Annotated in this window: 2 protein-coding genes; both read right to left on the bottom strand. The window is 66.8% G+C overall.

Going from position 1 to position 1,474, the window contains the following annotated elements; genetic code table 11:
• Positions 1 to 144 precede the first annotated feature (144 nt).
• Positions 145 to 492, bottom strand: a complete 348-nt coding sequence (locus WHI96_RS27630) for a hypothetical protein (RefSeq protein WP_349302516.1) — start codon at positions 490 to 492, stop codon at positions 145 to 147.
• Positions 493 to 837: 345 nt separating this feature from the next.
• A complete protein-coding gene (locus WHI96_RS27625; RefSeq protein WP_345643336.1) occupies positions 838 to 1,347 on the bottom strand; it encodes an ANTAR domain-containing protein in 510 nt (169 codons plus the stop codon).
• Positions 1,348 to 1,474 lie beyond the last annotated feature (127 nt).

Raw genomic sequence — 1,474 nt, 5'->3', positions numbered from 1 at the left:
TAGCCGCGCTCGCGCAGCCAGGCGACGATCGGCGGCCCGCCGCGGTCGGTGTAGACGCCCGCCGCGGCGCGGTTGGACGCGGTGACCACCCGGGCGGTGGGCGGGGGGGCCCCCCCCCCCCCTTCTCTCTGTGGGTGGCTGTTCTCAGCCCTCGAGACCAGTGGCCTGGTCGAGGACGCTCTTCTGGGCCTGCTCGGTCGAGGCGCTGTTGCCCTGCTCGTTGGTCGAGTCGATCGAGTTGTCCTGGACGACGGACTGGCTGCTGCCGCCCTCGGAGTCCTCGTTGGCGAAGTCGCTGAAGCCCAGGACGTCGGAGACGTTAAAGGCGGGGTTGAGCTGGGTGACCGGGGCGAAGCTGGAGCTGCTCTGCTCGGTGGTCGACCCCTGCTCGCCCGACACGGTGCCCTCGGTGGTCTGGGACTGCTCCCGGGTGGAGTCGCCCTCGTCGGCGAACGCCATGCCGGCCACCCCGAGGGTCATCGGAACGGCCATCGCGGAGGCGATGAGGGTACGCACGGACTTACGCATGAATGCTCTCCTCTGAATGTGGTGCACAAACGGGGAAGGCCGAAGTGCTGAGCGCGACGCTATAGGGCAGTCGCTGTTCAGGGCGCCGGGGGGTGGGTGGTGAAAATCGCCGTAATGAGGTGAACGAAGTGGTCTCGGTCTGCGAAGCGTCGACCTGCGCGGGGCTGTGAGCTGCAGATACGGGAGGCGGAGCGACTCTATATGGATCCTGCTATACGTTGCGGTTCGCACAGATTCGATGTCACTCAATGGAGTGAAAACCGCAATGTGTCCAGCTGCGAACATTGAGCTGACGCTGCTTGATGATCGTCATCTGTCGACGTGCAGAATGATCGCGGGATCGACGTCCCCGCGGACGATGGCCGCTGCCAGGTCGCGAAGAGGTTGCCCGCTGCGACGCGCATGGCTGCGCATGCAGGCGAACGCCGTGCCGACGTCCACGCTGCCGTGGACGGCGAGCATCCCCTTCGCCTGCTCGACGACGACTCGACTCGTCAATGCAGTCCGGAGCTGGCTCGTCTCCACCGCGGTCCGTTCAGACGCCGCGGCTCGAAGCAGTGAGACGGCCGCTGCCTCGACCAGCACCTCGGCCACCCGCAGGTCTGCATCCTCTGTTCCAGGCCCGAGCAGTAGGAGCGCACCGAGGGTGTCGTCCCCATGGCGGATGGGCAGAGCCCAGGCGGCGCCGACGCCCGCGGCAATCGCTTTCGTGGCGAACACGAGCCACCGGGATCGCTCGCGCCTCAGGTCCGGGCAGAGGACGGGAAGTCCGGTACGGGCACATTCACCGCCGGGCCCCTGGCCGAAGCCGGCCGACAATGAACGCTTTCCAACTTGATCTCAGCTGGTCTGGATCAAGACCATCACGGCTTGGACCAGCGGGGTCGCTCGCTGCGGGCAGCCGCGGATCTTGCGGAGGACCTTCCAGCTCTTGAGTTGGGCATTG

Origin of the sequence: Pseudonocardia tropica (genome assembly GCF_040105315.1) — a bacterium.
GTDB classification, from domain to species: domain Bacteria; phylum Actinomycetota; class Actinomycetes; order Mycobacteriales; family Pseudonocardiaceae; genus Pseudonocardia; species Pseudonocardia alni.
Note: the sequence above shows the minus strand (reverse complement) of the source record. Positions and strands in the feature narration are given on the sequence as shown.

Excerpts from the sequence above, each read along its gene's own strand:
- WHI96_RS27630 (WP_349302516.1), bottom strand. The coding sequence starts at position 492 with ATGGCCGTTCCGATGACCCTCGGGGTGGCCGGCATGGCGTTCGCCGAC.